Here is a 24,398-nt window from a genome sequence, read left to right on the forward strand (position 1 = left end):
CGAAAACTGTCGGACCCCCGTGCGAAGCTGGTCACGACCAACTTCGCGGAAGGGAACTCCAGTGGCTTGGGCAGTGGTTGTACTGGCCTTGCTGCTCATCGGTGCGGTATTCGCGCTATGGAAGCTCTACACCGATGGGATGCGGCGCACGGAAGCGACGATGCAGCAGCTCGCCGCCGAACGTGCACGCTCCGACGAGCAGCACACGGCGCTGCGGCGCTACGAGGTGGCGTTCGCGTCCATCTCCGGCCGTGGTGAGCTCGGCGAGCAAGTGCTCGTCGAGACGGCCAGGGCGCTCGGCTTACGTGAGGGCATCCACTTCACTGTGCAGACCGACCTGGCCGGCGGCGGCGCGTCTCGGCCGGACCTGGTGCTGCTCGTGGGCGACGGCCGCCGGGTACCGGTCGACGCGAAGGCGTCCATGGCGATCTGGGCGGAGGCCATGGAGACCGACGACGCTGACGAAAGACTTGACGCACTGCGGGTCCATGTCCGCAATATCCGTTCGCGCGCAACGGAATTGTCCGCCAAAGGCTATCAGCGGTGGGCGGACGCGATCTACGGCACGATCATGTTCGTGCCGTCGGACGCGGCGGTCGTCGCCGCACTGGACACAGATCCGAACCTGTTGCGCTGGTTGCTCGATCGGCGTGTGTTCCTGTGCGGGCCAACTGGCTTCGCCGTGGTCGCTTCGGGTGCGTTGTTCGCCGCCACCGAGCGGGCGCTCGCCGCCGACGTCGAGGCTGTCCGGGCGCAGGCCGCCAACGCGCACCGGATGGCCGGGGCAGCCATTGACGCCGTGAACCTCTCAAGCACGCACCTGCAGCGGTTCCTGTCGGCCAGGCGGCGTGAATTGGACGCGTTGGAAGGCTTCCGGGCGGCGGTGTCCCCACTCACCGACGCCGCGGCAAGCCCGACGCAGATCGCCTCCGTCCGCCGCGCTGACGAGATCACTGCGGGCGCCGTCGAACGCGAGGAGGAGGCGACTGTCGATTAACCGTGCTTCAGTCCTGGTAAAGCTTGGCCAGCTTGGTCAGGCGGCGCGTCAGTTCGGCGCTGTCGTCGAAGTCGAAGTCCCAGTCGGGGTCGAACTCCGGGTACCGGACCGTGAACGGGTCGGCGAGCGAGTCCGGGTCGGCCACCACCTGCTCGAAGGCGTCCCGACCTTGGGTGATCAGCCAGCCACGGAAGCCGTCGTCGCAGCGGCCGCCGTTGATCATGTAGGCGGCTGCCCACAGGGGATTGCGGTACGAGTCGGCCATGAGGTCGTAGCAGACCTGCTGGGCGGGGACGATCTGGTCGGCCGGGAGGGTGGCGAGCAACGTGGCCGCCCGCCCGGCCGCAGCCTCGGCGTCGTCAGGCTCGTCGACTTGGCTGCGAGCGTTGTCGATCAGTGCCCAGAACTGCTGGGTGTCCACGGCGCGGGAGCTTGTCGGCCAGGTCCGGCACAACGCGCCGGATGCATAGGGCGGCCGTTGCCCGGCCATCGGGACATCGCTGGCATGAGCGTGCCGTCCCGGCACCGCCAGGCCTGGTCATCGCGGGTTGGTCCACACCGGAACGAGGAGGTGAGCGCCTGATCGGGTACCAGAAAAGGGCCGGTTGAGTGGCCCGGATCACACCGAACGGGCTAAACCCGGGCGCTAGTGGCGGCTGGTCGGTCAAGCATGACTTGAGAGCGTCTACCGTGTGGAAGCGTGACCGCCACGCGCGATCGCGACAGCGATCTTGACACGGATGCGGCCGAGGCCGCTTGGGACGAACGTCCCGTCTTCGGCAGCCGTCGCGGGCTGCCCTGGTGGGCTGCCGTCCTGGTTGCCCTGCTGCTGTCGGTCGCCGGTGCGGTGGTCGACAAAGGCAGGCTGGTCGACGACCAGAGACTGACCGCGTTCGGCCTGTACCACGCGCTGTTCCTGGCCGGATGCCTGCTGGCAGTGCTCGCCGTACAGCGGCGCAACCTGTTCGGGCCGATGGTCCAGCCGCCGCTGATCTTCGCCGTGACGTTCATCCCGGTGCAGTTCATGGCGCGTGAGGCCGGGCAGAGCACCGAGACAGGCGGCAAGAAACTGATCTTCGAGGTCGCGCTCCCGCTCGCCAGTTCATTCCCGTGGATGGCCGGCGCGACCGCGGCGACGATCGTGATCGGCGTGATCCGTCTGTTCGCCCAGCGCAACCCAGAGCGCGGCACAGGCAGCTTAGATGCCGAGGAAAGCCGTCCTCCCCGCCGCGACAAAGACCGCGACCGCGACCGCGACGACGACCGTCCACGCAGGCCTGCCCGTGACCGCGACGAGCGCCCCAGCAAGCCCGCACGCCCCCCGCGTGACGACTGGGACCGCGACGACCGTGATCGCGCCCCAGAACGCGACCGAGGCCGCCAGCGCCCCCCACAGGCAACACGCCGCGAACAGAGCCCACCCCCACGCCGCCCCTCACGCGACGACCGCGACCGAGACCGCGGCGAACGTAGCGACCGGGGCGAACGCCGTGAGCGAAGCGACCGAGGCGAACGCGGAAACCGCAGCGAGGCCCCACCCCGCCGCAACCCCCCGCGCCCCCGCGACCAGGGCGACCGCCCCCAACAAGGCCGCCGCCCCCGCGACTGACAAACCCCACGTAGTGCCTCTCACGCATGTTGAATGCAGGCGAAAACCACCCTGCATTCAGCATGCAGACCAACCAACCACAAGCCACGCGAGTGCCGCGTACTGAATACAGGTCACCTGAACGCAGGTGGCCTGGACACAGATCGCGGCCCGAATGCGGCCCGAATACTGAATGGAGACCACACGGGCTCTGGCGCCAAGCCCTTGGGCACTACATGCTGAGTACAGGGTGGCGGCTCGACTGAACACTGAATACTGAATTCAGGTTGCCCGAGTACTGAATTCAGACCGCCCGGCATCGACCCAGTCGGAGCTGAATGTTGAATACAGGCCATCCTGCATCGAACTTAGGTTGACTGAATGCTGAATGCAGGGTGCACGTAATACCAGTACTGAACACAGGCAAGATTCAGTGCGCATACTGAATTCAGGATGCGGGAATGCTGCGTGCTGAATTCAGGTGGTGTGCGCGTGAGTGTTGAATGCAGACGCGTAGGTGGGTTGATCCGGCGGGAGGCCGGATCAACCTCAGCACAACGTCAGACGGACTTGAGGTCCTTGCGCAGTTCGCGTGGCAGGGCGAAGGCGATCTTCTCGTTCGCCGTGGTGATTTCCTGGACGTCCAGGTAGTCGCGGTCGGCCAGGTAGGCCAGCACGTCCATGACCAGGTTGTCGGGCACTGAGGCGCCGCTGGTCACGCCGACCGTCGACACGCCGTCCAGCCAGGTCGCGTCGATCTCGTGCGCGAAGTCGATCAGGTACGAGGCCTTGGCGCCGGCCTGCAACGCGACCTCGACGAGGCGCTTGGAGTTCGAGGAGTTCTGCGAACCGACCACGAGCACCAGGTCGCATTCCGCGGCCATCGCCTTGACGGCGACCTGACGGTTCTGGGTGGCGTAGCAGATGTCGTCGCTGGGTGGGTCGGACAGCATCGGGAAACGGGCCTTGAGCTGGTCCACCCGCTCCATCGTCTCGTCGACCGACAGCGTGGTCTGCGACAGCCAGATGACCTTCGACGGGTCGCGTACCTCGACCTTGTCCACGTCTTCAGCGGTATCCACGAGCTGGATGTGCTCGGGTGCCTCACCGGCTGTGCCTTCGACTTCCTCGTGGCCTTCGTGGCCGATCAGCAGGATGTCGTAGTCGTCGCGGGCGAACCGCTTCGCTTCCATGTGCACCTTGGTCACCAAGGGGCAGGTCGCGTCGATCGTCCGCAAGCCGCGGTCGGAGGCCTGCTGGTGGACCTGAGGGGACACGCCGTGCGCGGAGAACACGACCAGCGCGCCCTCGGGCACCTCGTCGGTCTCGTCGACGAAGATCGCGCCGCGCTCCCGCAGCGTCTCCACCACGTGCCGGTTGTGCACGATCTCCTTGCGCACGTAGACCGGCGGGCCGTAAGTCTCGAGCGCCTTCTCCACGGTGACCACAGCGCGGTCAACGCCTGCGCAGTAACCGCGCGGCTTGGCCAGTAGTACCCGTTTGGTCGTATCGCTCATGCCACCCAGGGTACGGCGACGATGAAAGTGACCTGGCTCCCAGTTGGGGATCAGGACCGATCTGCGGCAGGCTATGCGGCATGACGTCTTTGCCGCTGCCGCTCCGTGTCGCCGCCGGCCTCGCCGCGACCGCTATCGAGCGCGCGCGCGAACTTCCGGAGAAGCTTGTCGGCCTGCCGGTAACCGTTGCCAGTCAAGCAATGCAGCTGTCCATGCGGGTACAGCAGGAGATCACCGCGCTGGCCATCAAGGGCGATGAGGCGCTCGCGTCGTTCCGCCCGGTCGACGAGACCCCGGAGTGGGCCACGTTCGACGAGGACGTCGAGCAGTACGACCTGAGCCGGCCCGAGACGAACGGCACTGCCACCAACGGCGCGGCCGTGCCGGATCCGTGGGAGATGGAGGAGTCGGCGATCGCGGAGGCCGAACAGGTCCCACCGCCTGCCGGCGTGCCCAACTACGACGAGCTGTCGCTGCCGCAGCTGCGGGCCCGGCTGCGCACGTTCTCCCTCGCCGAGCTTGAGGACTTACTCCGCTATGAGGAGAGCAACGCCGCGCGGCCGTCGTTCATCGGCATGCTGACCCGGCGTATCGCGTCCGTTTCGGCCGCGTCCCCGCCTGGTGAGCAGTGACCGAACCGACTTCGGCGGAGCAGCCGTGGCCAGTGCGCACGGTCGCCCGCAAGATCTCCGAGTGGATCAACCGGCTCGGCACGGTATGGGTGGAAGGCCAGGTCACGCAGTTGTCGCTGCGGCCGGGCAACCAGACCGCGTTCCTCACGTTGCGGGATCCCGCCGCGGACGTGTCGATGACCGTCACCTGTTCGGGTCAGATGCTGCGTGAGTTCCAGCCGCCGCTGAGCGAGGGCGCACGCGTCGTCGTGCACGCGAAGCCGACATTCTTCATGAACCGGGGCACGATCAGCTTGCGCGCGGACGAGATCCGCGCGGTCGGGATCGGCGAACTGCTGGCGCGGATCGAACGGCTGCGCCGCCTGCTCGACGCGGAAGGCCTGTTCTCCCGCTCCCGCAAGAAGAAGCTGCCGTTCCTGCCCAAGACCATCGGCCTGATCACCGGTCGCGCCTCGGCGGCCGAACGCGACGTCCTCGTCAACGCGGCGGCTCGCTGGCCCGCGGTCCAGTTCCGGGTGGAAAACGTTGCGGTGCAAGGCGCTTTGGCCGTGCCGCAGATCCTTTCCGCACTGTCGGTTTTGGACCGGGACGAGACTGTCGACGTCATCGTGATCGCGCGTGGCGGCGGCAGCGTCGAGGACCTGCTGCCGTTCTCTGACGAAACTCTGTGCCGTGCGGTCTCCGGCTGCCGGACGCCGGTGGTCAGCGCGATCGGCCACGAGCCCGACACTCCCCTGCTCGACCACGTCGCCGACGTCCGGTGTTCCACGCCGACGGCCGCGGCCAAGCGTGTGGTTCCGGACGTCGCCGAGGAGATCCAGCGCATCCGCACGCTGCGCGATCGGGCCCGCCGGGCACTACACGGCTGGGTGGATCGTGAACGCCGGTTGCTCGATCAGCTGCGCAGCCGGCCGGTTCTCGCCGACCCGCTCAAACCCCTGGAAAGGCACGCTGAACAGGTCCGTAACGCCCGCGACCGGGCCCGGCGGGAGATCATCTCGCGGATCCGGGACGAACGGGCCATGATCGACGGGACGAAAGCCCGCTTGACGACCCTCGGTCCAGCCGCCACGCTGGCCCGGGGATACGCGGTTGTGCAATTCGTCACTCTGGATGAAAATCTCAGGGTTCTACGGTCGGTGACCGACGCGTCACCCGGTACCCGCCTGCGGGTCCGGGTCGGTGACGGCGCCGTGCACGCGACCGTGTCCGAAGATCAGAGCGGCGAACCGGGGAGGGGAGGTGACGGTGGCGACTAGACCTGCTTTCCTCCCGTCAACGATGTCCGCGGCGGCGACCACTGGCGCTGAAGTGGTACGGCGAAGTGCCGAACAGGCTGATGCGGCCGCCACTGAGTGCTGGGCGGCGCTGCTCGGCGGCTGCGACTCACCTGGGCGCAGGCTCCTGCCCCAAAGGCTTCGCCAGCTGGCCGACGCGACGGCGTTCTACGCCGGCACAGCGTGGTGGTACGGCGACGGTTCCCGGCACCGCACGAGGATCACGCGGGCCCGGGAACGGATCGAAGAGGCCGTCGCCGAGCGCGACGGCGCCGAGTTCGCTGAGGCGTTCATCGGTTACGACGAGGCCGTGGCGACCGCGGTGATGCGTGTGGGGAGCCTGATCAAGTGACCGACGAGCAACTCGGCTACGAGCAGGCCCGCGACGAGCTGGCGGACGTGGTGGCCAAGCTCGAAGCGGGTGGGCTGTCGCTGGAGGACTCCCTGGCCCTGTGGGAGCGTGGCGAGGCCCTGGCCAAGATCTGCGACCGGCACCTGGCCGGCGCCCGCGAACGCGTGGAAGCGGCCCTGGCGGCCGCTGAGAAGGAGTCCTAAGGGCGTTCGACGGGCTTGGCCGACTGCGCGGCGGTGGCCAGGGTCCGGAACTCGTCCTCGGTACCGCTGCCGGTGATCAACAGCTGGACGCCGGCCACGGTCGTGACCCAGGACGATTCGCTGCCCTTGCCCTGGTGCTTGGTCCATTTCGTGCCGGCCACGTCGACCGACCCGCGGCTGTCGGCCGAAACGCCGCCGCCTGCCTCCATGACCACCAGGAGGTCCACCGGGGCGTTCGACTGGCTCAGCCGGAGGTAGTGGCCGGGCGGCGTGATCCATCCCACGCGCACCGCCGTGGTGGCCTGCGCGCCGGTGCCCACGGGAACTGTGTTGAACGAGTTCGACCGCCAGTCACCAGGCACGACCGGCACCCGGATCGGGAAGACGACCCGGCGCGCCGCGCTGGTCAATTCCTTCGGCGCATCGACGGTCGGCGCCGATGCCGGGTCGACCGTCGGGCCGCTCGGGCTGAACTCGCAACCCCTTGTCAGCCATACGATCGAGCCGATGATCACCACCAGCACGACCATGGAGATCACCATGTCGCGGGCGCTGGTCTTGAATCGGTCCTGGGCTGCCACGCCTCCATGGTTGCAGCCTGCGTCACTCGACGTTACCGCGCCCCCGGTCCGATCTGCGAGGATCGACAGGTCGCGCTGACGAGACCCGGGAGCGGAAACATGACGACACCCAACGCCAGCGGCAGGCGTGAACTGCCTGACCGCAACCTCGCCCTGGAGTTGGTCAGGGTCACCGAGGCGGCGGCCATGTCGGCTGGCCGCTGGGTGGGCCGTGGGGACAAGAACGGCGGTGACGGCGCGGCGGTCGACGCCATGCGCAAACTGATCGGCACGGTGTCCATGCAGGGCGTCGTGGTGATCGGCGAGGGCGAGAAGGACGAAGCCCCGATGCTGTTCAACGGCGAGGAGGTGGGCGACGGCAACGGCCCTGCCTGTGACGTCGCGGTCGATCCGATCGACGGCACAACCCTGATGGCCAAAGGCATGCCGAACGCCATCGCGGTACTCGCGGTGGCCGAGCGGGGCTCGATGTTCGACCCGTCCGCGGTGTTCTACATGGAGAAGATCGCGGTGGGCCCGGAGGCCGCCGATGTGATCGATCTGACCGCGCCGGTGGCCGAGAACATCCGCCGGGTCGCGAAGGCCAAACACACCGACGTCTCCGACGTGACCGTGTGCATCCTGGACCGGGCGCGGCACGAGCAGCTGGTGAAAGAGGTCCGGCGGGCCGGCGCGCGCATTCACTTCATTTCCGACGGTGACGTCGCGGGTGCTATTTCGGCGGCCCGCCCGAATACCGGTGTCGATATGCTGCTTGGAATCGGTGGCACGCCTGAGGGAATCATCGCCGCGTCCGCGCTGAAATGCATGGGCGGCGCGATTCAGGCCCGGCTGTGGCCGCAGGACGACGCCGAGCGGGAGAAGGCGCTGGCCGCAGGCCACGATCTTGACCGGGTGCTGTCCACCGACGATCTTGTCAGCGGTGAGAACGTGTTCTTCTGCGCGACCGGAATCACCGACGGCGATCTCCTGCGTGGCGTGCACTACCGGTCCGGCGGCTGCACCACACAGTCCATTGTGATGCGTTCCAAGTCCGGGACCGTGCGGATGATCGACGGGTTCCACCGGCTGACCAAGCTGCGCGAGTACTCGACGGTCGACTTCGACGCCAAGGCCGAGAATGACGAGGACCTGCTGCCGCCATTGCCGTAAAGAGTCATCCGGATGACCCGATCCGGTGAATTTCAATGACGGACCGCGATCCGGCAGGCGAATGATTCCTTCGCCTGCCGGATCGCGTTTTCTCCTCCCGCCGCGTAGTTTCGAGCGGTGCTTCGCACTTTCCTTGCCGGATTGGTGTTGCTGACAACGCCGATCGTGGGCGGCAAAGACGCCGATCAGCCCTACGTTTTCATGGTCTCGGTCCAGCAGGCCGACGGTGAGCACTTCTGCGGTGGCTCACTGGTCAAACCCGAATGGGTACTCACCGCGGCGCATTGCGTACAGAACAACCCACCGGGTGATATGCGAATCCGAGCCGGTAGCAACGAACTGGCCAAGGGCGGTGAGATTCTGCCGGTCAGTAAAGTCGTCGTGCATTCCGGATTCGACGGGGTGAAACCGGGAAACGACATCGCGCTGCTGAGACTGGCCCTGCCCGCGAAGTCGGCGCCGATCCCGATCGCCGCGGCCCCGCCCGGCACCGTGACCAGGTTGCTCGGCTGGGGGCAGACATGCCCGCAGCTTGGTCAGTGCGGTCCCGCGCCTGTGCTGCAACAGCTTGACACCCAGGTCATCGCCGTCGGCCGCTGCCTCGACATCGACGGCGCGCTCGAACTGTGCACCGACAGCCCTGGTTCCGTGTCGGGCGCCTGTTACGGCGACTCCGGCGGCCCGCAAATCGTCAAAGACGGCACGCAATGGCGTCTTGCCGGCTTGACCAGCAGGTCCGGCAACGACAGTTCGGTTTGCGGCAGCGGGCCGTCCATCTACACCAACGTGTTCGCCTACACGGACTGGATTACCCAACAGACCATGTGACATTACCGAGATCCGGTTGAGACCACCCGGACGCAACCTGGAGGGATCACAAGTCGTCTTTGAGGCATAGGGATCACCGGTTGAGGGAGAAACGACAATGCGGGTAAGAAAGCTGATTGTGGGGGCGGCAGTGGCCGCGGCAGCGGTGCTCAGCGCCTGCTCGTCGCCATCGACGCCGATCGGCTTGGCCGCTGGGCAGCAGACCGCGCCGGTCTCGACTGAGAGCTCCTCGCCGGCCACCACCGCGACCACGGCCACGCAGACGTCGGCCCCGAGCAGCACCCCGACGTCCACGTCCACCTCGACGCCCACGTCGACCAAGACGACGCCGCCGAAGCCGACCACGAGCAAGACCACGCCCAAGCCCGCGCCGCCGAAGCCCAAGCCGGAGCAGTCCACCGAGGCACCGTGCAGCACCGCGGCCAAAGCGTGCATCAAGCTGTCGACCAACCAGTCGTGGCTGATGCAGGACGGCAAGGTGACCTACGGCCCGGTGAAGATCACCCACGGCCGCAAGGGCTACCTGACGCCGCCCGGCACGTTCAAGGTGCAGTTCAAGAACAAGGACCACAAGAGCAGCATCTTCAACGACGCCCCGATGCCGTGGTCGGTGTTCTTCAACGGTGGCATCGCGTTCCACCAGGGCAGCCTGTCGCAGCTGTCACACGGCTGCATTCACCTGTCGCCGGCGGCGGCACAGAAGTACTTCGGCGCGCTGTCGGTCGGTGACCAGGTCGAGGTCGTGCGATAACCATCTGCTTTGCAACCAACCTTTCCCTTGGCGCGTGAGTTTGAGTGCACGCGCCAAGGGAAAGGTTTTTCATGCGTTCTGCCCTGCTGAGCTTTTCGTTGCTGTTACTCGCGGCGTGTTCCCCGCCACCCGCTCCGGTGGCGATGCAAGCACCGATCGTGCCCCCGGTGACCACCACCACCACGTCCACGACTGTCACTCCGCAACCGCAGCCTGTGGTGGTGCCGTTGCCGCCGTGCGACGCGGAGATCAGGGCGTGCGTAAGCCTTTCGCAGAATCTCGCCTGGCTGATGCGTGACGGCGTCGTGGAGTACGGCCCGGTGCCGATCACGCATGGCCGACAGGGTCATGAGACCCCAGTCGGAAAGTTCAAAGTGGTGTGGAAGGACGCCGTGCACACGTCGAACATCTATGGCACGCCGATGCCGCACTCGGTGTTCTTCGCGCCCGGCGGAATCGCCTTCCATGAAGGAAGCCTCTCCGAGCAGTCACACGGCTGTGTGCACCTGTCCCCCGAAGTGGCCAAGATCTTCTTCGACGCACTGACGGCGAAGGCTCCGGTGCAGGTCAGTCCATAGCCAGGCCGTAGATCCGGTCGACCGGAATACGCACGACCCGTCGGCGGTCGGCGATCATCGCGGCGCGGTACTCGTCCCAGTCCGGGTGTTCACCCTGGACGTCGCGGAACAGCTCCACGAGTTCGTTCATCGCCTCGTCGTCCGGCTGCATCGGGACTTCCGACAGCGTGGCCGTGCCCTCCGCGACGACGTAGCGGCGGAAGGTCTCGTTGGTGACATAGAAGCTGGCCCGCGGGTCCCGCAGCAGATTCCTGGTCTTGGCGCGGTCATCGGTGACCGAGATCCGGACCACGCCGTCCCGGAAGGCGTAGCTCACGTTCGACAACTGCGGCCGGCCGTCGCGCTTGATCGTGACAAGCACGCCTTTCCGGCTCGTCCGAAGCAGATCCTCAAGCTTGTCCATGCTTCGACAACTTACATGACATGTCAACAAACGCTACAGTGTCGGTCATGTCCGAACCGCGTTGGCTCGACGAGGCCGAGGACCGCGCCTGGCGCGGCTACCGCCGAATGTTCTTATTGCTCAACGCCCAGGTGAATCGGGAGCTCGCCCAGCAGTCCGGCCTCTCCGAGCCTGACTACGACGTCCTCTCGACCTTGTCAGAAGCACGCGACCACCGCTACCGCCTGAAAAAACTCGCCGAGCGAATGCTGTGGTCCCAAAGCCGCCTCTCCCACCACGTCACCCGCATGCAGCAACGCGGCCTCGTCACCCGCGAGGAATGCACCGACGACGCCCGCGGCGCCACCATCCTGCTGACCCAGGCCGGCCGCCGAGCCATCGAGGCCGCCGCCCCCCTGCACGTCGAATCAGTCCGCCGCCACTTCTTCGACCACCTCACCCGCGAACAGATCGAAATCCTCGGCGACGCCACCAACGCCGTCGTCTCCGCCCTCAAAACCCCCGACCCAGCGTAAGAAGCGGGCCCCGCTCGCCAGCCACGCCCGAATTTCCCCGCCATCCCCCGACAAACAATCCCCCGCCCATCCCAGGGGGCGACCCCGTTGCCAGTCTATCGAGGTCAGAGGGGGTGGAGGGGGTTTGGGGCGGGTTGTGGACAACTAGATTTGCGAGTGGTGCCGTTCGTTCGATGCAGAGCGAGTTTGACCAGGCTGAGTCAGCCTTCGTTGCTGGAGTGGCCAGGGAAGAGGTGGGCTTCGGGGTTGAGGGCGACGGCGATGTTGTTGACTGCTGTGGCGGCTTCGCCGAAGCCGGTGGCGATCAGTTTGACTTTGCCTGGGTAGTTGGCGACGTCGCCGGCCGCGTAGATTCTGTCGATCGCGGTTTTGCCGGTGCTGTCGACTTCGATGGCGCGTTGGCGGAGTTTCAGGCCCCAGGATTCGAGGGGGCCCAGGTCTGCTGTGAAGCCGAGGGCTGCGACGACCACGTCGGCGGGATGCGTTGTGGGTTCGCCGCCTTTCACCAGGATTTCGACTTCCTGCACGACTGGGTCGCCGCGGAGCACGGTTACCTCGGCGTCGGTGATGATCGGGACGCCCAGGGCTTCGACTTGGCGGACTGTCGGTGGGTGGGCGCGGAATTTTGCTCTGCGGTGTACGAGTTTCACGCTCGCGGCGATCGGGTGCAGGGCGAGGGCCCAGTCGAAGGCTGAGTCTCCGCCTCCCACCACGACTACGTGCTTGTCGCGGTAGACGTCCAACTCCGGGACGAAATGCACCATGCCGCGGCCTAGCCAGCCGTTGCCCGCGGGCAGGGGCCTTGGCGTGAATTCACCCATGCCCGCTGTGATCAGGACTGCTCCGGCTTGCACTGACGTTCCGTCGCCCAGGCCTACAGAGAAGCCGCCCGAGTCGAGCGGCATGAGGGTGGCTGCCTTGCGGCCCAGCAGGTATGTGGGTTTCCACTGGCCTGCCTGTTCGACGAGGGCCGCGACCAGGTCCCGGCCTTTGACCGCTGGGAAGCCGGCGACGTCGAAGATCTGTTTCTCCGGATACATCGCGGTGACCTGGCCGCCCGGTTCCGGCAAGGAATCCACGATCGCGGTCGAGAGATCCCGGAAGCCGGCGTAGTAGGCGGCGAACAGGCCCGTAGGACCGGCCCCGACGATCAAGAGGTCGACATTCGTCAACAGACACCCCCGTGGTGGTGGGAACGATCACGAGCCTACGACGAGCGCCCCTACCCGCCTAGGGTGAACACTCAAGGCATGGCAGAACGTGACTACCGCATCGAGCACGACACCATGGGCGAAGTCCGGGTGCCAGTGGACGCCCTGTGGCGCGCGCAGACCCAGCGCGCCGTGGAGAACTTCCCGATCTCGGGCCGTGGCCTGGAACGATCGCAGGTCCGGGCGCTCGGTTTGCTCAAAGCGGCCACCGCGTGGGTGAACAAGCAGCTCGGTGTCCTGGACGCGGATCTCGCGGACGCGATCACGGCCGCCGCGCAGCAGGTCGCCGACGGCGAACACGACGACCACTTCCCGATCGACGTGTTCCAGACCGGTTCGGGCACGTCGTCGAACATGAACGCGAACGAGGTCATCGCGACCCTGGCCACGCGTGCGCTCGGCCGGGACGTGCACCCGAACGACCATGTGAACGCGTCCCAGTCGTCCAACGACACCTTCCCGACCACGATCCGCATCGCGGCGACCGAGGCCGTGCTCAGGGACGTGATCCCCGCCCTTCGGCATCTCGCTCACACGCTGGAGAAACGCGCGGCGGACTGGGCGGACGTGGTCAAGTCCGGCCGGACGCACCTGATGGACGCGGTGCCGATCACGCTGGGCCAGGAGGCCGGTGCGTGGGCGGCCCAGGTCCGCTACGGGGTCGAGCGCCTGCAGGCATCGCTCCCCCGGCTCGCGGAGTTGCCGATCGGCGGTACCGCCGTGGGCAGTGGCCTGAACGCGCCGGACAACTTCGGTGCGCTTGTGTCGGCCGAGCTCGCAAAGGCCACGGATCTGCCATTGACCGAGGCGCGCAACCACTTCGAGGCCCAGGCGACGCAGGACGGCGTGGTCGAGACGTCCGGGCAGCTGCGCGCGGTCGCGGTGTCCCTGTTCAAGATCGCCAACGACATCCGCTGGCTCGGTTCCGGGCCACGGACCGGTTTGGCCGAGCTGCACCTGCCTGACCTGCAGCCGGGGTCGTCGATCATGCCGGGCAAGGTGAACCCGGTGATCTCCGAGGCCACGATGATGGTCGTGGCACAGGTGATCGGCAACGACGCCGCGGTCACGTTCGCCGGCAGCCAGGGCAATTTCCAGCTGAACGTGATGCTGCCGGTGATCGCGCGCAACGTGCTGGAGTCCGCCCGGCTGATCGCCGCGGTGTCCCGTCTGCTGGCCGACAAGGTCCTCGAAGGGACCGAAGTGGACATCGACCGGACGCGGGAGTACGCCGAGTCCTCACCGTCCATTGTGACACCGCTCAACCGCTACATCGGTTACGAGGAAGCAGCTTCGATCGCCAAACAGTCCCTGAAGGAGCGCAAGACCATCCGTGAGGTCGTGCTCGAGCGCGGCCACGTGGAGTCCGGCAAACTCACCGTCGAGCAACTCGATCAGGCGCTGGACGTGTTGCGGATGGCGCGCGGACGCTGAGGCCCAGCACACAACCGGCTGCCACCACCACGGCGCCACCGAGCGCGGTGATCGTCAGCGCTTGCGCACCGACGATCACCGCGACCCCCAGTCCGGATAGCGGCATCAGGCCGATCAGGACACCTGCGCGGTCCGCCCCGAGCACCGAGACGCCCGTGTACCAGAGCACGAAGGCGACTGCGGTGACCAAAGTTCCCAATACTGTTAACGCGATAAGTTCGCGCCACGTTGGTCGGGACCACGCATTTTCTCCGGTTGTTATCAGCGCTCCGCCGACTGCCGCACCGATACAGGCCCAAGTGGACGCAGCCGTTGCACCAAGCCGCCGAGTCACGCCCACGCCGCCCAAAGTGAACGCCACTTCGCAGACGAGCACGAGCAGGGCGAGCGCCAGCCCGGGTCCGTGCCACGAACCGCCCCCGGTGAGGACCGCGACTCCCAGGACGACGAGCGTCGCTCCGATGAGTGCACGAGCATTGGGCCGACGCCCACGCAAAGCGGGAACGACGATCGCGAGTACAAGCGGGCTACCGCCGAGCATCGCCGCGACGAAGCCGGGCGTGGCGTACCGCTGGGCTAGCAGAATCGCGGCGTTGAAGCCGAGCATGCCCGCGACAACCATGGCGATCAAGCCGGGTATGTCACGCGCCGAGGGCATCGGAAGTCTGCCTTTGAGCCAGATCAGCAGGGCCACGGCCGCGATCCCGTACCGGATCGCCTGGCCGGCCAGGACCGGATAGCCATCAAGCATGCCTGTGATCGGTACCGAGGCCCCGACCAGCACAGACGCGAAAGCCGCGCCCACCATCGCCTTGTTCACCCGATCGAGGGTGCCGGAGATGTGGTCCAGCTTTAAGCTCCACTTCTATGGCCGAGAACTGGACCACTTTGCGGGAGCTGCTCCTGCCGGAAGCGCCCAAACGCGGCCGGGCGATCGAGTCGGCGCTGCGGGACGCGATCCGGGACGGACGGCTGCTGCCGGGCGCCAGGCTGCCGTCCAGCCGCGATCTCGCTGGTCAGCTTGGTGTCGCGCGGGGCACGATCACGGCGGCGTACACCCAGCTCGTGGCCGAGGGCTATCTGCTTGCCCGGCACGGGTCGGGTACGACGGTCGCATCGCTTGGGGCAGAACAACATCGTCCTTCACAGCAGCCGGGAGCACCGGCTTGGCGGCTGGACCTGCGGACCGGAATCCCGGCGCTGGCAGCGTTTCCGCGAGCGGAGTGGATCTCGGCGAGCCGGTCGGCACTGGCGGAGCTGTCCGATGACAGCCTGGGCTATCCCGACCCGGCCGGATTCATCGGGCTGCGCACGGAACTGGCGAGCTACCTCGGCCGGGTCCGGGCCGTCTCGGCGACTCCCGACCAGATCCTGATCACCAACGGAGCTGCCGACGCGTTGCGGCTGACCATCGAGTACCTTCGGACGACCGGGCATCACAGCGTCGCGGTCGAGGATCCCTGCCTGCCGGGCGAACGAGAACTCATTGTCGCGCACGGACTTCGGCCTGTCCCGGTGCCGGTCGACGACGACGGCCTGCAGGTCACCGAACTCGCGAAGACGTCATGCCGAGCCGTGCTCGTCACTGCGGCGCACCAGTTTCCACTGGGGACAGTGCTACATCCGGAGCGCCGCAGGGCTTTGCTGGCGTGGGCACGAGATGTGGACGGGCTGATCATCGAAGACGACTACGACGCCGAGCACCGCTACGACCGGCCCGCCCTGGGTGCTGTCCAAGCGCTCGATCCGGCACGAGTGGCGTATCAGGGCAGTGTCAGCAAAGTACTCGCACCCGCGATACGTCTGGGTTGGACAGTCCTACCGGATCGGATGCACACGGCTATCGTGGCTCGAAAACGGTTCTCTGACATGGGATGCGCCACGCTCCCACAGGCAACACTGGCCTGGATGCTGCGATCCGGAGGTTACGACAGGCATCTACGACGCAGCCGGGCGCTGTACCGCCGCCGACGCGATGCGTTGCTGGAAGCGTTGGCGCACAAGCTTCCTGACTGGAAACCGATCGGGATCGCGGCCGGGCTGCACGTGGTCATCCGGCTACCTGACGGGATCGACGACCGCCTGCTGTCGCAGGCGCTCGCCGCCCGCGGGGTGAACGCTCCCGCCTTGGCCGGTTACTCGACCCAATCGATCTTCCCCGGTCTCGTAATCGGATATGCCACGCTCACCCCAGACCGACTCCGCGCCGCCGTCACGGAGTTCGCCGCCGCCACACCGGACTCCTCACAAGCGGCTCGTGAGGAGTCCGGGTGACGCTGTCTCAGCCGACGCGCTCGATCTTGGCGCGGCGGATCAGGAACTTGCCCGGCTCGCGGACCTGTTCGAAGGCCGCGTTGTTGAGCAGGGCACAGCTGCCGGACACCGAGGTGACCTCGACCGTGGTGGACTTGTTGTTGTCCAGGTTGGTCACCTTGAGTTGGGTGCCGAGCGGGAACTGGTTGCTGGACGCGGCAGGCGCGCCGCCTTCGCCGGACAGAGTCACCGTGGATCCGGCGCAGACGGTCTCACCGACCTGGCCACCAGCGTTACCGCCGTTGTTGGCAGGCGGAGTTTGCTGGACAGGTTGTTGCGCTGCTCCGCCACCGTTGTTCTGGGCGGGCGGCTGTTGTGCGGCGTTGCCGTTGCAGCCCGCGGCCTGACGACGCTGCTGGATCAGGTCGATGACGGCCTGCCGGTTGGCGATCCGGGCCTGCGACTGAGCGTCCGGGTTCGCCTGCTGGCCCGCGATGAAGTTCTGGTTGTTCTTCAGGGCCTGGTCCAGACCAGCACAGGACTCACCGGACACGGCAGCGCCCGCCCCGGCTGGGGCGGCGGCGACGTTGCCGGTGCAGCCGGCGGCCTGACGGCGTTGCTGGATCTGGTCGACCACAGCCTGCCGGTTGGCGATCCGGGCCTGCGACTGAGCGTCCGGATTTGCCTGCTGACCTGCGATGAAGGTCAAGTTGTTCTGCAAAGCGGTGTCCAGCCCCTGACAGGACTCGGCGGCCTCGCTGCTACCCGAACTGAACGCGATAGCGCCTGCTGCGATACCGGCCACACCCAGCACTGCCGCCAAACCGATGGTGGCTTGCTTTCGGTGTCGGCCGTTGTTCTTGAACAGGGACATACACCACTCCTAGGTCTTCTTCCCTGCGCCTCACCCTTGGATACGAACGGGTAACAACGATGGTTCAACCAATTCGGAGAAGTTTTCAGTCTTTCGTCAAGAAGGGTCTGATCAGGCCTTCAACAGCCGAATCGGCGATTTGCAGACCGTCGTTCTGGTCGGCGTACCGGATGGCGTAAGAACCACTGCCCGCCGCGATCGTGGCGGTGACAGTGACCAGCCGGGCCCGCCGCTGGAAGATCGTCTGCTTGACGTTCCAGCCGATGATGCCGGTCCGCTGCACCGCGACCGTGGACCTCGGGATCACGCCCCACCGGACGACGAGGAAGTCGCCGGAAAGGCCGTGCGCGAGGCCGCGGTACTCCCCCAGCCCGGCCAACGCGCCGATCGGGATGAGCACCAGCAACAGCTGCCAGATCCAGTCCGGCGTGAGGTCGAGCGCGGACAGGATGCCCAGCGTGATCGCCGGGACCGCGGCCGCGATCGTGTGCCACATGATCAGGCGGCGGGCAGCCGCGGCTGGGTGCCTGACCAACGGCGCCGCGGTCGGCGGCGGTGACGTACGCAGGACATCGGTCACGACTTTGGCCGCCTCGGACTGAGGGGCCTGCGGCAGCAGGAGATCCGCGTCCAGTTCCCACTTGTCGTCGTCGCTCTTCTTCTTGCCCAGCCCGGTCGCGACCGCCTTGACGCGCGCACCCCCGGTCGCGCGCAACAGCAACGGTTCGTCCAGCCGGATTCCACGCAACCGCTTTTCCTCAATGGAAACCGATCGCCTGGTGATGAGTCCATACTGGACACGAAGCGTGCCGTCGCTTCTCGTCAGCTCGAAGCCCCAGTAGAACACGGCGTACACCAGGACCGACAGCAACGTGGTCAGCACAAGGACCACAACAGCCGTGATCGCGATCGACAGGATCAACGGCGATCGCTCGTACCAATGGAAAAGCCCCTGTATCGGGCCGGTCTTCCAGAGCTCGATGTCCACGATCCGGGCCAATTGGAACAGACCACCGACCAGCACGACAACGGCCAGGAACCCGAAGAACGTCAAGGGCGCGTACCGCAACCAGCTCCGGTCGAACTTCGACAGCGTGCCGTTGCGCACAACCTGTTGTGGCACAGACGCTTTCCGTAACAGCAGCATCCGCAGCCGGTCGGCCTCAGCCGCTGACACGGCCTCCAGCTTGAGTTCGTCGTCGGATTCGGCGACATGCCTGCCCGTGCCGATCGTGACGACCGACAATCCGAACAACCGGTGGAAGAAATCCGCCGACATGTCGACCGCACGCACCCGATCCTTCGGCAGCGAACGGTGTTTGCGCACAATCATGCCGCTGTGCAACTCGACGTGCGTCTCCGTGATCCGGTAACGCGTGGTCTTCCAGTGCCACGCGTTGCCGACGAACAGGGCCACGGCGATGCCCCCGGTGATCGCCGGTTCCCAGAAACCGACCCGATCCCACCCCCGGACCAGGACAATCAGCGTGACCACACCGACAACCGAAAGCAGCGGCATCAGCGGGGCGACAAAAATGGTCTTGCGGTCCAGCCGCTGCCACGTCTCGGTCATGTCGCGTCCCCCGGCGTCGCCTCGGTGACCGCCGTCAGCCGGTCGACCAACGCGGCAGCCTCATCCTGGCCCAGCCCTCTGATCTTCAAAGGCCCACTCGCCGAGGCCGTCGTGACCGTCACCGTCGCCAGCTTCAACCACTGCTGCAGCGGCCCGCGCTCGCTGTCCACCGTCTGCACGCGGGACAACGGCGCGATCCGCCACTCCCTCGTCAGCACCCCCGACTGCACGTAGACAGCCTGGTCCGTCACCTCCCAACGATGCGCGCGGTACTGCAACCGCGGCTCGACAAGCAGGTCCACAACCGCGACGACCCCCACCGCCACCTCGATCAGGACCAGCCACAGTGGAGCACCGGTGAAGAACAACGCCACCCCACCACCGACCAGCAGCGCCACCCAGAAGGCCGCGCTCTGCAACGCCCACCAGAGCACAGCCCGCGGATGCACCTGGTTGGCCGGTGGACGCAGCCGCAACTGAAGCCTGTGGGCGATCGCTTGACTCACCTTTCCCACTATGCCCGCCCACCCCGACGCCGACCATTCACCCCAAGTAGCGCACCGCTGCGACCAAAGTCGGACTTCCGGCCAGGCGGCTTTGTCGCGCGGATCATTACGCCCCCGCAGGGAGTCGACACGTCACAGCCCGGCTTTGTCGCGCTGGTCATTTACGCAACGCAACACGCCCGACATCGCCCCAGCCACGGCGGCGACCAGCCTTGAGCGAAGTTGTCGGTCGCGTGGGGCGGGGTGGAAATGACCGGCTTTGGCGACAAAGCCCGTCCGAGCGAAGCGAGGACAATCCAACACAGTGCAGGATGGGTTCATGCTGCTCGCAGACGTTGTCACCACCTCGGCCGCGGTCGCGGGGACGCGGTCGAGGCTGGCGAAGGTCAAGGCCCTGGCTGGGCTGCTGGCCCAGGCTGGGCCGGGGGCGATCGAGCCGGCGGTGGCGTTCCTGGCGGGGGCGCCGCGGCAGGGGCGGACCGGGGCCGGTTGGCGGACGCTCTATGACCTCGCGGCGACGCCGAGTGACGTGCCGGAACTGACTGTTGAGCGGACTGACTCGATTCTCGAGGAGCTTTCCAGGACCTCGGGCAAGGGGTCGGCGCAGAAGCGGGTCGATCTGCTGACCGAGCTGTTCACGGCTGCCACGCAACAGGAGCAGGACTTTCTGCGCAGGCTCATGACGGGTGAGTTGCGGCAGGGCGCGTTGGAGGGCGTGATGCTGGACGCGATCGCCTCGGCTGCTGAAGTGCCTGGTGAGGCGGTGCGGCGTGCGTTCATGTTGTGTGGACGGTTGACGGTGACGGCTGTGGCGGCGTTGACCGGTGGTGAGCAGGAGCTCAAGGGGTTCAAGCTTGAGGTCGGGCGGCCGGTCCGGCCGATGCTGGCGTCGCCCGCGGAGTCTCTGGAGAGCGCGCTGGCCGAGTTGGGCGAGTACATCGTCGAGTACAAAATGGATGGTGCGCGTATTCAGGTCCACAAGGACGGCGACGACGTGCACGTGTACACCCGCACCCTCAGGGAGATAACCGAAAGCGTGCCGGAACTGGTCGATCTGGTGCGTGGCCTGCTGTGCCGGACAGTTGTGCTCGACGGGGAGACGCTGGCACTCACCGACGACGGCAAACCCCGGCCGTTCCAGGAGACCATGAGCCGGTTCGGGGCGACCTCGCAGCGGGAACTGTTGCTGCGGCCGTATTTCTTCGATTGCCTTCATCTGGACGGTGTCGATCTGCTGGACACTCCGTTGCGTGAGCGCAATGAGGCGTTGCACAAAGCTGTTGGGGAGCACGTGATTCCCGGCGGCAGGACCGATGCGGAACAGATTCTGGCCGATTCGCTCGAAGCCGGGCACGAAGGCGTGATGGTGAAGGCGCTCGATTCGCTGTACGCGGCCGGGCGCCGGGGCAAGTCCTGGCAGAAGGTCAAACCCGAGCACACCCTCGATCTGGTCGTGCTTGCCGCGGAGTGGGGCCACGGCAGGCGCACCGGATATCTGTCCAACTTGCACCTCGGCGCTCGCGATCCGGACGGCGGGCCGCCGATCATGGTGGGCAAGACCTTCAAGGGCATGACCGACGAGCTGCTCGCCTGGCAGACCAAGGCGCTGCAGGAGATCCAGTCGCAGGCCGGGGACTGGGTCGTGCATGTCCGGCCGGAGTTCGTCGTGGAGATCGAACTCGACGGCGCCCAGGTCAGCACGCGCTACCCGGGCGGCGTGGCGCTGCGTTTTGCCCGAGTTGTGCGTTATCGCCCGGACAAGGACCCGGCCGAAGCCGACACCATCGACGCCGTCCGTGCCCTTCTACCAGGCAAGGGAGGCATCTGACACACAACTTCAGAACAGACCGCGCACAATAGGTCCAGTGAAGTTCTTGCACGGGCATGGCCCGGGTTACGACCTGACCTACGACGACGTCTTCCTGGCGCCGAACCGGTCGGGCGTGGAATCCCGGTTCGACGTGGACCTGTCCACTCCTGACGGCACGGGCGCGACGATCCCGATCGTGGTGGCCAACATGACGGCGGTGGCCGGCCGCCGGATGGCCGAGACGGTGGCCAGGCGTGGCGGACTCGTCGTCCTGCCGCAGGACGTCGACCCGCGGGCGGTGGCGGAGATCGTCGCCTGGGTGAAGTCGCGGCACACGGTCTGGGACACGCCGCTGGTGCTGACCGGGGGCAACTCGGTCGCGGACGTGCTGAACCTGCTGCCGAAGCGGGCTCACGGCGCGGTGGTGGTCGTGGACGAGAAGGGTCGTCCGACGGGCGTGGTCGACGAGGCCGCGTGTGCCGGAGTGGACCGGTTCACCAGGGTCAGCGATGTCATGGACCCGAACGTGCCGACGTTCGCCTTGGAGATGGCGCCGCGCCGGGTGTTCGACCAGCTGCACGGCCGTACGTCGCCGATCGCGGTCGGTGTGGACTCGCAAGGCCGGTTGGCCGGCGTGCTCACCGAGCTGAGCGCGCTGCGGGCCGAGCTGTACACGCCTGCCGTGGACGCGAACGGGAAGCTCAGGATCGCCACAGCGATCGGCGTGAACGGCGACGTGGCCGCACGGGCCAAGGAGCTGCTCGCGGCCGGAGTGGACACGCTGGTCGTGGACACCGCGCACGGGCATCAGGAGAAGATGCTGTCCGCGCTGAAGTCGGTGCGGGCGCTCAACCCCGAGGTGCCGCTCGTGGCGGGCAATGTCGTGACGCCTGAGGGTGTGCGGGACCTGGTCGACGCGGGCGCGGACGTGATCAAGGTCGGCGTCGGGCCGGGCGCGATGTGCACGACCCGGATGATGACCGGCGTCGGCAGGCCGCAGTTCTCCGCGGTCCTCGAGTGTGCTGAGGCAGCGCGCGAGCTGGGCAAACACGTCTGGGCGGACGGCGGCGTCCGGTACCCGCGTGACGTGGCGCTGGCGCTCGCCGCCGGGGCGGCCAGTGTGATGGTCGGCTCGTGGTTCGCCGGCACCCTGGAATCCCCTGGCGACCTACGCCACGACGAGAACGGCCAGCCGTACAAGGAGTCGTTCGGCATGGCATCCAAACGGGCCGTCAGCGCACGCACGCGTACGGACAACGCCTTCGACCGCGCTCGTAAGGCGCTGTTCGAGGAAGGCATCTCCACGTCCCGGATGCGGCTGGACCCGGCGCGTCCAGGCGTAGAGGACCTGCTCGACAGCATCTGCTCGGGTGTCCGCTCGTCGTGCACGTACGCCGGTGCGCACACGCTCGAGGAGTTCCACGAGAAGGCTGTGGTCGGCATCCAGTCGGCGGCCGGTTTCGCCGAAGGACGGCCGTTGCCAGGCGGTTGGTGATCCGCGCGCCAGGCCCTGGACCGGGCCCGGCGCACCGGACCTCAGCCTGGGTAGTCCTCCAGCATCTCGGTGACGAGGGCCGCGATCGGCGACCGCTCCGAACGCGTCAGCGTGACGTGTGCGAACAGCGGGTGCCCCTTGAGCTTCTCGATCACCGCGGCCACGCCGTCGTGTCGTCCGACGCGCAAGTTGTCGCGCTGGGCGACATCGTGCGTGAGGACCACGCGTGACCCTGTGCCGAGCCTCGAGAGCACCGTGAGCAGCACATTGCGCTCCAGTGACTGGGCTTCGTCAACGATGACAAACGAGTCGTGCAGCGACCGGCCGCGGATGTGTGTCAGCGGCAGGACCTCGAGCATGCCGCGGTCGAGGACCTCCTCGATCACCGGCGGGCTCACCAGGGCACCGAGGGTGTCGAACACCGCCTGTGCCCACGGCTGCATCTTCTCGCTCTCCGAACCCGGCAGGTAGCCCAGCTCCTGCCCACCGACCGCGTAGACGGGCCGGAACACCACCACACGGCGGTGCAGGCCGCGCTCCATCACGGCCTCCAGGCCGGCGCACAGCGCCAGCGCCGACTTCCCGGTGCCTGCCCGGCCGCCGAGTGACACGATGCCCACATCCGGGTCCATCAGCAGGTCGAGCGCGACGCGCTGCTCGGCCGAACGGCCGTGCAGGCCGAAGACCTCGCGGTCGCCACGCACAAGGCGGACCTGCTTGTCCTGGGTGACCCGGCCGAGCGCGCTGGACGTGCCGGCCAGCAACCGCAGACCGGTGTTGCACGGCAACTCAGCGGCCTCGTCGACGCCGTAGTCGGCGAGGTCGACGATGTTCTGGGCATACAGGGCGTCCACGGCTTCCTGGGAGACCTCAAGGTCGGTCATCCCCGTCCACCCGGACGGCGTCACCTCCTGGGCGCGGTACTCGTCCGCGCTGAGTCCGCACGCCGCGGCCTTCACCCGCAGCGGGATGTCCTTGGTGACCAGGGTGACGATCTGGCCGGCGTCCTCGGCGGCCAGGTTGAGCGCGCACGCCAGGATCCTGGCGTCGTTGGAATCGGTGCGGAACCCGGCCGGCAGCACTGCCGGATCCGAGTGGTTGAGCTCGACGTGCAGCGTGCCGTCGGTGTCACCGATCGGCACCGGCTTGTCGAGCCGGCCGTGCCGCAGCCTCAGGTCGTCCAGCATGCGCAGGGCGACTCGGGCGAACCAGCCCAGTTCGGGGTGGTGTCGCTTTCCCTCCAGTTCGCTGATCACCACGAGCGGGAGCACCACGCTGTGCTCGGCGAACCTGGTCAGCGCCCAGGGGTCCGAGAGCAGTACGGAGGTGTCCAGCACGTAGACGTGACGGGTGGGGGTGGTACGACGCGATGCGCCGCGGGAGGAACTGCGGGAAGAACCTTGGCCGGCAGAACGCCTGGCCGAACGCGGTGCGGTCACGGCAACTCCCTGACGAACGCGGCACGGCGTCCGCTTTCCTCGTTGGGCCGGTCCTGGCCCCTGGTCCGGCGATCCGCTCAGGCGGTTCGCCGACGAGGGCCCGGTGCCGGCCCTCTCGCGCTCATCACTGCCACGACCAGGGCCTCCCGGGACGAGCCGCATGCGCACGACCCGTCAATTCGAAAGCTACCTGCGTTGTAGGGGGTGGCGCAGGCTGCCACACAGGTGATTCGCCAAGTCGTCATCGAGCCGACACCCCGCCAAAGCCCTCGATCGTCCCATCCGGAGTGACGAAACCGCAGTTCAGAGGGGGTGCACTGAGTTCCGGACCGCTGCTGGGTCACCCTTCGAACATCCTCCTTACAGGGGATGATGATCACCGAAAGTAGTTTCCGATGTGGACCGTCAGGACCGACCGGACCACCCTGA

The 24,398-nt window shown here is 67.0% G+C and carries 25 protein-coding genes; 15 read left to right on the top strand and 10 right to left on the bottom strand.

The annotated features are described in order from the left end of the window. Positions 1–61: 61 nt before the first annotated feature. Positions 62–997, top strand: a complete 936-nt coding sequence (gene rmuC, locus JOF56_RS05985; RefSeq protein WP_307854946.1) for a DNA recombination protein RmuC — start codon at positions 62–64, stop codon at positions 995–997. 7 nt (positions 998–1,004) lie between these two features. On the opposite strand, the gene JOF56_RS05990 is transcribed toward rmuC, so the two are convergent. Further along, positions 1,005–1,487, bottom strand: a complete 483-nt coding sequence (locus JOF56_RS05990; RefSeq protein ID WP_245378168.1) for a DUF4240 domain-containing protein — start codon at positions 1,485–1,487, stop codon at positions 1,005–1,007. 210 nt (positions 1,488–1,697) lie between these two features. Between JOF56_RS05990 and JOF56_RS05995 the strand changes: the two genes are divergently transcribed. Further along, entirely contained in the window at positions 1,698–2,606 is a 909-nt protein-coding gene (locus JOF56_RS05995) for a DUF6542 domain-containing protein (RefSeq protein WP_209635320.1), read from the top strand. Positions 2,607–3,145: 539 nt separating this feature from the next. Here JOF56_RS05995 and JOF56_RS06000 read toward each other — a convergent pair. Further along, on the bottom strand, positions 3,146–4,102 hold the full coding sequence (locus JOF56_RS06000; RefSeq protein ID WP_209635322.1) for a 4-hydroxy-3-methylbut-2-enyl diphosphate reductase: 957 nt from the start codon (positions 4,100–4,102) through the stop codon (positions 3,146–3,148). An 80-nt stretch (positions 4,103–4,182) separates the two neighbouring features. Here JOF56_RS06000 and JOF56_RS06005 point away from each other — a divergent pair, with 80 nt between their 5' ends. The 4 genes from JOF56_RS06005 to JOF56_RS06020 are packed head-to-tail and all read left to right on the top strand — an operon-like array spanning position 4,183 to position 6,566. Continuing rightward, on the top strand, positions 4,183–4,734 hold the full coding sequence (locus tag JOF56_RS06005) for a lipid droplet-associated protein (protein ID WP_209635324.1): 552 nt from the start codon (positions 4,183–4,185) through the stop codon (positions 4,732–4,734). Next, positions 4,731–5,993: an exodeoxyribonuclease VII large subunit gene (gene xseA, locus JOF56_RS06010; RefSeq protein WP_209635326.1), complete on the top strand. Its 1,263-nt coding sequence runs from the start codon at positions 4,731–4,733 to the stop codon at positions 5,991–5,993. Before JOF56_RS06005 ends, xseA begins: the two co-directional genes overlap by 4 nt. Continuing rightward, positions 5,983–6,363, top strand: a complete 381-nt coding sequence (locus JOF56_RS06015) for a sugar ABC transporter substrate-binding protein (protein WP_307854947.1) — start codon at positions 5,983–5,985, stop codon at positions 6,361–6,363. The genes xseA and JOF56_RS06015 overlap by 11 nt, the downstream gene beginning before the upstream one ends. Beyond that, the gene (locus tag JOF56_RS06020) at positions 6,360–6,566 is read left to right on the top strand and encodes an exodeoxyribonuclease VII small subunit (protein ID WP_209635328.1); all 207 of its coding nucleotides are present in this window, start codon (positions 6,360–6,362) and stop codon (positions 6,564–6,566) included. The genes JOF56_RS06015 and JOF56_RS06020 overlap by 4 nt, the downstream gene beginning before the upstream one ends. Here JOF56_RS06020 and JOF56_RS06025 read toward each other — a convergent pair. Continuing rightward, complete coding sequence (locus JOF56_RS06025; protein WP_209635330.1) at positions 6,563–7,147, bottom strand: DUF4245 domain-containing protein; 585 nt, start codon at positions 7,145–7,147, stop codon at positions 6,563–6,565. The two genes, JOF56_RS06020 and JOF56_RS06025, sit on opposite strands and share 4 nt — an antisense overlap. Positions 7,148–7,246: 99 nt before the next feature. Between JOF56_RS06025 and glpX the strand changes: the two genes are divergently transcribed. The 4 genes from glpX (at position 7,247) to JOF56_RS06045 (ending at position 10,456) form a co-directional block, all read left to right on the top strand. Next, positions 7,247–8,299, top strand: coding sequence for a class II fructose-bisphosphatase (gene glpX / locus JOF56_RS06030; protein WP_209635332.1), 1,053 nt, complete (start codon positions 7,247–7,249; stop codon positions 8,297–8,299). A 117-nt stretch (positions 8,300–8,416) separates the two neighbouring features. Then, complete coding sequence (locus JOF56_RS06035; protein WP_307854948.1) at positions 8,417–9,127, top strand: S1 family peptidase; 711 nt, start codon at positions 8,417–8,419, stop codon at positions 9,125–9,127. Between the two features lie 97 nt (positions 9,128–9,224). Then, positions 9,225–9,878, top strand: a complete 654-nt coding sequence (locus JOF56_RS06040) for a L,D-transpeptidase (RefSeq protein WP_209635334.1) — start codon at positions 9,225–9,227, stop codon at positions 9,876–9,878. Positions 9,879–9,949: 71 nt separating this feature from the next. Beyond that, positions 9,950–10,456, top strand: coding sequence for a L,D-transpeptidase (locus tag JOF56_RS06045; protein ID WP_245378169.1), 507 nt, complete (start codon positions 9,950–9,952; stop codon positions 10,454–10,456). Here the strand turns inward: JOF56_RS06045 and JOF56_RS06050 are convergent. Continuing rightward, positions 10,446–10,859: a PPOX class F420-dependent oxidoreductase gene (locus JOF56_RS06050; RefSeq protein ID WP_209635336.1), complete on the bottom strand. Its 414-nt coding sequence runs from the start codon at positions 10,857–10,859 to the stop codon at positions 10,446–10,448. The genes JOF56_RS06045 and JOF56_RS06050 overlap by 11 nt on opposite strands. A 47-nt stretch (positions 10,860–10,906) precedes the next feature. On the opposite strand from JOF56_RS06050, the gene JOF56_RS06055 reads away from it, so the two are divergent. Then, positions 10,907–11,374 (top strand): MarR family winged helix-turn-helix transcriptional regulator, encoded by a 468-nt coding sequence (locus JOF56_RS06055; RefSeq protein WP_209635338.1) that lies wholly within the window; start codon positions 10,907–10,909, stop codon positions 11,372–11,374. A gap of 200 nt (positions 11,375–11,574) precedes the next feature. Here JOF56_RS06055 and JOF56_RS06060 read toward each other — a convergent pair whose 3' ends face one another. Beyond that, positions 11,575–12,546 (bottom strand): NAD(P)/FAD-dependent oxidoreductase, encoded by a 972-nt coding sequence (locus tag JOF56_RS06060; RefSeq protein ID WP_372447841.1) that lies wholly within the window; start codon positions 12,544–12,546, stop codon positions 11,575–11,577. Between the two features lie 78 nt (positions 12,547–12,624). Here JOF56_RS06060 and JOF56_RS06065 point away from each other — a divergent pair, with 78 nt between their 5' ends. Further along, entirely contained in the window at positions 12,625–14,019 is a 1,395-nt protein-coding gene (locus JOF56_RS06065; protein WP_209635340.1) for a class II fumarate hydratase, read from the top strand. Here JOF56_RS06065 and JOF56_RS06070 read toward each other — a convergent pair. Then, positions 13,961–14,839 carry a DMT family transporter gene (locus JOF56_RS06070; protein WP_307854949.1) on the bottom strand — a complete coding sequence of 293 codons (879 nt, stop codon included), beginning with the start codon at positions 14,837–14,839 and terminating at the stop codon, positions 13,961–13,963. The two genes, JOF56_RS06065 and JOF56_RS06070, sit on opposite strands and share 59 nt — an antisense overlap. A gap of 47 nt (positions 14,840–14,886) precedes the next feature. Here JOF56_RS06070 and pdxR point away from each other — a divergent pair, with 47 nt between their 5' ends. Further along, the gene (gene pdxR, locus JOF56_RS06075) at positions 14,887–16,293 is read left to right on the top strand and encodes a MocR-like pyridoxine biosynthesis transcription factor PdxR (RefSeq protein ID WP_209635342.1); all 1,407 of its coding nucleotides are present in this window, start codon (positions 14,887–14,889) and stop codon (positions 16,291–16,293) included. Positions 16,294–16,300: 7 nt separating this feature from the next. Here pdxR and JOF56_RS06080 read toward each other — a convergent pair whose 3' ends face one another. The 3 genes from JOF56_RS06080 to JOF56_RS06090 all read right to left on the bottom strand — a co-directional run bounded on the left by JOF56_RS06080 (position 16,301) and on the right by JOF56_RS06090 (position 19,225). Beyond that, positions 16,301–17,068: an SCO2207 family protein gene (locus JOF56_RS06080; protein ID WP_307855771.1), complete on the bottom strand. Its 768-nt coding sequence runs from the start codon at positions 17,066–17,068 to the stop codon at positions 16,301–16,303. 163 nt (positions 17,069–17,231) lie between these two features. Next, positions 17,232–18,719, bottom strand: a complete 1,488-nt coding sequence (locus tag JOF56_RS06085; protein WP_209635346.1) for a PH domain-containing protein — start codon at positions 18,717–18,719, stop codon at positions 17,232–17,234. Continuing rightward, on the bottom strand, positions 18,716–19,225 hold the full coding sequence (locus JOF56_RS06090; RefSeq protein WP_209635348.1) for a PH domain-containing protein: 510 nt from the start codon (positions 19,223–19,225) through the stop codon (positions 18,716–18,718). Before JOF56_RS06090 ends, JOF56_RS06085 begins: the two co-directional genes overlap by 4 nt. Positions 19,226–19,544: 319 nt before the next feature. Here JOF56_RS06090 and JOF56_RS06095 point away from each other — a divergent pair, with 319 nt between their 5' ends. Both JOF56_RS06095 and guaB1 read left to right on the top strand, forming a co-directional pair. Further along, the gene (locus tag JOF56_RS06095; protein WP_209635350.1) at positions 19,545–21,053 is read left to right on the top strand and encodes an ATP-dependent DNA ligase; all 1,509 of its coding nucleotides are present in this window, start codon (positions 19,545–19,547) and stop codon (positions 21,051–21,053) included. 37 nt (positions 21,054–21,090) lie between these two features. Beyond that, a complete protein-coding gene (gene guaB1, locus JOF56_RS06100) occupies positions 21,091–22,530 on the top strand; it encodes a GMP reductase (protein ID WP_209635352.1) in 1,440 nt (479 codons plus the stop codon). 41 nt (positions 22,531–22,571) lie between these two features. Here guaB1 and phoH2 read toward each other — a convergent pair whose 3' ends face one another. Then, the gene (gene phoH2, locus JOF56_RS06105; protein ID WP_209635354.1) at positions 22,572–23,969 is read right to left on the bottom strand and encodes an RNA 5'-3' helicase PhoH2; all 1,398 of its coding nucleotides are present in this window, start codon (positions 23,967–23,969) and stop codon (positions 22,572–22,574) included. Positions 23,970–24,398: the final 429 nt, after the last annotated feature.

The organism is Kibdelosporangium banguiense, from assembly GCF_017876405.1.
In the GTDB taxonomy this organism is placed as follows: Bacteria; Actinomycetota; Actinomycetes; order Mycobacteriales; family Pseudonocardiaceae; genus Kibdelosporangium; species Kibdelosporangium banguiense.